General features: G+C 70.9%; 1 protein-coding gene and 3 pseudogenes. All 4 read left to right on the forward strand.

The genetic code is table 11. The features are described from left to right. Nucleotides 1-59: 59 nt before the first annotated feature. Nucleotides 60-4,361 carry an nSTAND1 domain-containing NTPase gene (locus ACWCQK_RS38405; protein WP_451163314.1) on the forward strand — a complete coding sequence of 1,434 codons (4,302 nt, stop codon included), beginning with the start codon at nucleotides 60-62 and terminating at the stop codon, nucleotides 4,359-4,361. A 533-nt stretch (nucleotides 4,362-4,894) separates the two neighbouring features. Then, nucleotides 4,895-5,155, forward strand: a pseudogene (locus ACWCQK_RS38410) (M23 family metallopeptidase); the annotation flags it as partial. A gap of 141 nt (nucleotides 5,156-5,296) precedes the next feature. Beyond that, a pseudogene (locus tag ACWCQK_RS38415) lies at nucleotides 5,297-5,764 on the forward strand (peptidoglycan-binding domain-containing protein); the annotation flags it as partial. A 241-nt stretch (nucleotides 5,765-6,005) separates the two neighbouring features. Further along, nucleotides 6,006-6,384, forward strand: a pseudogene (locus ACWCQK_RS38420) (transposase); the annotation flags it as partial. Nucleotides 6,385-6,567: the final 183 nt, after the last annotated feature.

Raw genomic sequence — 6,567 nt, forward strand, 5'->3', positions numbered from 1 at the left:
GCGTGCGGCAGGTGATCGGGCGTGGCTTCGGCCGGCTGCGCATCGCGGATCTTTGGGGCATGCGGCCAGGGGGGCCGGCCCGGGAGGCCGCACCAGGCGGCAGTCCGCTGATCCACGTCAGTGCGGCGTCATGCGTGGGTCGGGCGGGCCGGCGCGGGTCTGCGTCGGAGGGCTGGTGTACCTTCGGGCCGCCAGCGTTGATCCGTGCAGCCTTGGGGGGCGGCCGAGTGGAGTTGGGGATTCTGGGGGATCTGGCGGTCCGTCGCGGGGACTTGCCGGTCGACATCGGATCACCCAAGGTGCGTCTGCTGCTCGCGGTCCTGCTGAGCAGGCCCGACCGGCCCGTGCCTTCGGAGCTCCTGATGACCGCACTGTGGGGCGAGCGACCGCCGCGCTCGGCGCGTAAGAACCTGCAGCTGTACGTCCATCTGCTGCGCAAGGCCCTGGGCCCGGAGCGCATCGAACGGCAGGGCGACGGCTATCGCGTGGTGGCGGGTGATGCGCTGGACGCCACGCGGTTCGAGCGGCTGGCCCTCCAGGCGGAGGAGGCCCTGCGACAAGGTGAGTCAGCGGGCGCGCAGGAGTTGCACGGTGAGGCGCTGCGGTGCTGGAACGGGCCTGCGTTCGCGGAGTTCCTGGATACCGAAGCCGTCGCGACCCAGGCGGCCCGGCTGGAGGAGCTGCGTCTTGCCGTGCATGAGCGGTGGGCCGATTGCGGTCTGGCCCTGGGCAGGCATGCCGAGGTGGTCGTGGAGCTGACGGAGCTGCTGCCCCGGCATCCCTTTCGGGAGTCGCTCCGCGGCCAGCTCATGACGGCCCTGTATCGCTCGGGCAGGCAGGCCGAGGCGTTCGAGCTCTACCGGCAAACCCATGCGCTGTACGGGACCGAACTGGGCGTCGAGCCCGGCCCGGGTCTGCAGCGCCTGCACCAGGCGATGCTCCGCGGCGATGAGGGCCTCATGCCCTCTGCGGTCCCCGTCGCGGCACTGGTGCCAGTCGGGGCCAACCCCTACCGGGGCCTGCCGGCGTTCACCTCCTCGGATCACGACCGGTTCTTCGGCCGCGACCGGCTGTGCGGGCTCCTGTGGGAGCGCGTGGAACGCTTCCCCGTGGTCGTCGTGTTCGGCGCGTCAGGATCGGGGAAGACCTCGCTGCTGGCGGCGGGCCTACTGGGCCGGATCCGGCGCGATACGACCGCTCGGTGGCAGCCGGTCATGATGACGCCGACCGACCAGCCGGTGAAACAGCTGGCGGCCGCGCTCGCCGAGCACGACCGGCCCGCCGGTCAGGTGCTGCTTGTGGTCGATCAGTTCGAGGAATTGTTCACCGTGTGCTCCGATCCCTCGGTACGGGAGGAATTCGTCGCCGGGCTGTTAGCGGCGTCCCATGCCGGAACGAAGGTCGTGCTCAGTGTCCGTGCGGACTTCTTCGTCCAGATGACCGGGCTGAGCGAGCTGGCGCCGGCGCTGATGAGCGAGGCGCAGCTGCTGGTCGGTCCGCCGTCGGCCGCGGAACTGCGAGAGCTGATCGTCCGGCCGGCGGATCTTGAGGGCTGCTCGGTCGACGCCGATCTGCTGGCCACCGTGGTGGCGGAGGCCTCCGGCGCTGCCGCCGCACTCCCGTTGGTGTCCCACGCGCTGCGGGAGACCTGGCGCAACCGGGCCGGCCGCACCCTGACCCTCGCGGCGTACCAGGCAGGGGGTGGGATGCACGGTGCGATCGCCCAGACCGCCGAGCACGTCTACGCCGAGCTCGAACCCGCCGAGCAGGACCTGGTGCGCCGGCTCATGCAGCGGTTGATCAGCCTAGACGAGGACGGGGTGCGGGACAGTCGGCGGCGGGTCCCGCAAACCGAACTCGACGGGATGGGCCCGGCCGCGGCGGTCACGGATGTGGTCGACGAGCTGGTGGCGGCGCGCCTGGTGGTCGTGGACGAGGATCGGGTGGAGATCGCCCATGAGGCGCTCATCGTGGCGTGGCCCAGGCTGCGGGCCTGGCTGAGCGAAGACCGCCGGCGCCTGGTCGTACGGCAGCGACTCACCGCCGCGGCCCGAGTCTGGCAGCAGTCGGGGCGGGACGCCGGAGGGCTCTATCGGGGCTCCGGGCTGGCCGAGGCGCGCCCGCACCGCTCGGAGCTGAACCTTCTGGAGCGTGAGTTCCTCGACGCCAGCGAGAAGCTGGCCGAGTCCGAACTCGCTGCGGCGCGGCGCCGGGTCCGCCGCCTGAGGGTCCTGGCGATGGTGCTGACCGTGCTGCTCGCGGCGACCGTGACCGGGGGCGGTGCCGCCTGGCAGCAGCGGCAGGTGGCACAGCGCGAGCACCTGACCGTCCTGGCCCATCAGGCCGCGCTCACGTCACGCTCGCTGGTCGCCACCGACCCGGACGTCGCCCGGTCCCTCGCCCTGGCCGCCTATCGGCTGCATCCCGACGCCGACACCCTGGGCGCGGTGATCAGTACGTCGGCGTCCGCGCAGCCCAGCGTCGTACTCAACACGAACGGGCCCGCGTCGTTCGGCCTGGCCCTGTCCCCTCACGGCTCGTTGGTGGCCGCGGCCACCAGCGACGGCACCGTGGAGCTGTGGGATCCGGAACGACGCAGGAGGCTGGCCTCCTTCACCGAGCATGTCGTCAAGCCGCTCCCCCAGGGGTTCTTCGCGCTGAGGGTGGCCTTCAACGCCGACGGTACCCGGCTGGCGTCCCTGGCCCGGTTGAACAATCCGAAGCAGCCGACCGCAGGCTCGGTCGTCGTGCGGGAGGTCCGGTCGAGGAAGGTACTGTTCAAGCAGGTCGTGTCCGGCGACCTCAGCAACGGTCTGGCCTTCAGCGCCGACGGCACGGTCGTGGCCTACGGCACAGGCGAGGGCACACGGGTAGCCACACTGGGCGGTGGCAAGGCCGTGTTCCTGCCCACCGGTATGCCCGCGGCACTCAGCCTGGCCGGCGATCAGCGCTCGCTCGCCGTCACCCGTACCGACGGGACGGTGGCCGTCTGGGACATCGAATCCGGTCGGCGTCGCTTCGAGCTGAACACCGAAGGCGCCCAGGTGGCCCGGTTCGGCTCCACATCCGATGTCCTGGCCACGGCCTCCGAAAAACACGGCATCAGGTTCTGGCGGCTGACCGACCGCTCGGCCCGCCAGTTCGCCGACCTTCCGGTGCAGACGGCCTTCCCCTGGATGATCTCCGCGCCGGTCGGTGATCGGATCGCGATCGCCGACGAAGAGGGCATGATCTCGATCTGGGACTACCGGCGCCGCGAGCAGATCGCCCGCCACGCCGACCGCTTCCGCTCGGAGACCATGGCTCTGGACCTGGCACCGGACGCGAGCACAGTGGTCTCGGGCGGCCTGGGACGCACCATCGTGGTGCGCCGGACGGCCCTTCCCTTCAGCGGTCACGGCGGCGCCGTGAACGACGTGGACGTCAGCCCCGACGGCCGGCTCGTCGCCTCCGCCGGCGACGACCGGTCCGTACGGATCTGGAATGCCTCCGGTGCTGCCGAACGGCTGCTGGGCGGACACTCCGACCATGTCAAGGCAGTCGCGTTCAACCCGGACGCCACGGTGCTGGCGGCCGTGACGCGCGACCACACCCTGACTCTGTGGAACCCGTCGACCGGGCGGCGCTACACCACCCTCGCCTTCACCGGTATAGGCACCGGCACGGACGTCGCCTTCAGCCCGGACGGCAGCACGGTCACCGTGATGTCCCTGGGAGGAACGTTCCGCTGGAGGGTCAGCGACCCCGCACACCCCCGTCCACTGCCGGCGCCGGCCGGCCCGCGCACCTCGACCGCCATGGCCTACCCCGCTCGGGGCGGCCTCCTCGTCGCGAGCACACCGGCCGGCGGCATCGCCGTGTGGAGCACCGCCGACGACCGGCTGGTGAAGGCCTTCCCGGCCACGCAGGAGTCCACGCAGGACATCGCGGCCACTCCGGCGGGCGATCTGATCGCCACCGCCGGCTCGGACCACACGGTACGCCTGTGGTCGACCCAGACATGGAACAGCCGGGGCACCCTGACCGGCCACACCGCAGCGGTCGGCACCCTCGCCTTCAACAGGGACGGACGCCTCCTCGCCTCGGCAGGCGAGGATCACACCATCGTCGTCTGGGATGTACGAACCCACCGGCGCATCGCCACCCTCACCGGCCACTCGGCAGACGTGCAGGGCTTGGCGTTCACCCCGGACGGAACCCTGCTGTCCGCGGGAGCCGACCAGCGCATCATCCACTGGCCGCTGACCGCGACCGAAGCCATCCGGCGCATCTGCCGAGCCACCGCCTCACCGCCCACCGCGGCGCAACTCGACCGCCACCTCCCCGGCCAGGACACCGGCGCGCTCTGCCCGCAGCCCTGACCCGGGCACGCCGTCGGCGCAGCGTGCTCCCATGTAAGCGGTCCGTGCCTGGCACCACCGCCCAGGGCGGCCTGGTGACCTTCGGAAATACCCGGGCTATACCGACGCAGGGCACGCTCAGCACACCGGTCGCTCCCCCGCCGGCGAGCTCACGACGAGGGCCGTACATGGCTGCCCCACTTCGGCCCTCATCGTGACCGCCATGCGGGCGGCACACCGCGACCGAACGCGGCCGTCCCGCAGCGCCCAGCCACAGCGGAAGGGCACCTGCCGTCCCATCGCCGCTCGCACACCCCGCCCCAGACACGCATGAACTCGCCACCAAAGAAGGAGACACGTTGAGATCCCTCATCCGCACGCTCAGCCCAGGGCTGCTCGGCAGACTGCTCGTGGCTGTTGCCGCCCTCGTCGTCCTGCCCTGGCAGGCCGCGACGCCGGCCGCCGCGGCGGCCCCGCCCATCGCCTTCCAACTGCCCTTCACCTGCGGCCAGCAGTGGCGACTCGACGCCTGGGCACACGCACCCGCGCTCGACATGGTCCGCGAGCCCAACCAGGCCGGCACCGAAGGAGCACCGGTGCTGGCTCCGGCCTCCGGCACGGTCCGGCAGTCCTTCTACCACTCCAACGCCGGCAACGTGATCCAGATCAACCACGGGCAGCGCTACTTCACCACATACCTGCACCTGCAGAGCCGCGATGTCAGCGTCGGCCAGACGGTGCAGCGCGGCCAGCTGATCGGCCGGGTCGGCAGGACGGGGCCTACCTCGAACAACCACCCGCACCTGCACTTCGAGCTCGCCTACGACGCCGACAACAACGGATCCGCCACCTGGGGCAACTCCACCTCCGAACGGATCCGTCCCTGGTTCAACGGCGTCGAGTACGGACAGGCCAACGGCCAGACCTGGCGGAACGTCACCAGCAACAACTGCGGCGGCACACCATCGCCCACCTGCAGCGGCGTCAACCTCGACTTCACTGCGTATCCCCTGATCCAGCAGGGATCCACCGGCAGTCTGGTCAAGGCGGCGCAATGCCGGCTGATCGCCGCCGGCCACAATCCGGGAGAACAGGACGGCGACTTCGGGCCCAACACCGTAACGGCGACGAAGGCCTTCCAATCCGCCCGGGGCCTCACGGCCGACGGTGACATCGGCCCCAGGACCTGGACGGCCCTGCTGTCGTACGGCTCGACACCGGCGCTGCAGAACGGGTCGACCGGCGCGGACGTCAGCCGACTGCAGCGAGCACTGACCGCGGCGCTCGGCCGCACCGTGGGCATCGACGGCGACTTCGGCCCCAACACCGAACAAGCCGTGCGCGACTACCAGACCACCCGCAGCCTCGGCGTCGACGGCGACGTCGGCCCGCAGACCTGGGCAGCCTTGCAGGCCGGACGATAGCCACCCTCGTGGGCGGGGAAGCACGGCAACTCCGCCCACGACCGGCGTCGGATCGGCCGGGAGGACATCCGGTGCTTCAGAGGATCGAGGCCGGCGTCGCGGTGGTCCTGGAGGGGATCTTGCACGAGGCCATGCCGCAGAACCAAAGCCGAGGCGATCGTGCGGGCGCCGCGTCGCGCGGGGGACGGTGGTCGGGACTGCCGCATATCGGAGTGCGGTGGCAATACCGGGCGTATCTCGCATGCCGTCATTCCATTACGCTCGCCAGGACGCGCTCTTCGAACTCACGGACGCGGTGTTATGCGCGGACGGGCCGGTGAAGACCCTGGTCGAGCTGTCGCTGGCGGTCGAGCACCGGCGCGGGCACCGCGCGCTGTACGCGGCTTTGGACCGCGGCTGGCTGGAACCGACGCGGTTGCGCCGCACGCTGGCCGGCCTGCCGCTGCCAAAGGCCGGTGACGGGCGGATCGTGCTGGCCGTGAACGTGAGCAACTGGCTCTGCCCCGATGCCCCGATGCCCCGATGCCCCGACCAGCGACGACCGGCTGTTCTGCTTCGTCTACGGACGTGGCGACCGCAAGACGGACCAGTTCGTGCCGGGCTGGCCGTACTCCTTCGTCATCGAACACGTCCTGGACCGCTTCCCCGACCGGGTCTTTGCGTTCGACGAATTCGGCCCGCTCGGCATCCGCCCCACCGCCGGCTCGTCCTAGTAGGGCTTGGTCAGGTCGGTTGTGGTGGTGCGTGTCCTGTGGGCAGGGTGTGGCGTTGAGAGTGTGTGACTCCTGACGAAATTGCTGTGG

The sequence above is a fragment of the Streptomyces sp. NPDC002306 genome (assembly GCF_053593435.1).

Bases quoted from the DNA above. Each gene is read 5' to 3' on its own strand.
- ACWCQK_RS38405 (WP_451163314.1), top strand. From the start codon at position 60: ATGCGGCCAGGGGGGCCGGCCCGGGAGGCCGCACCAGGCGGCAGTCCG.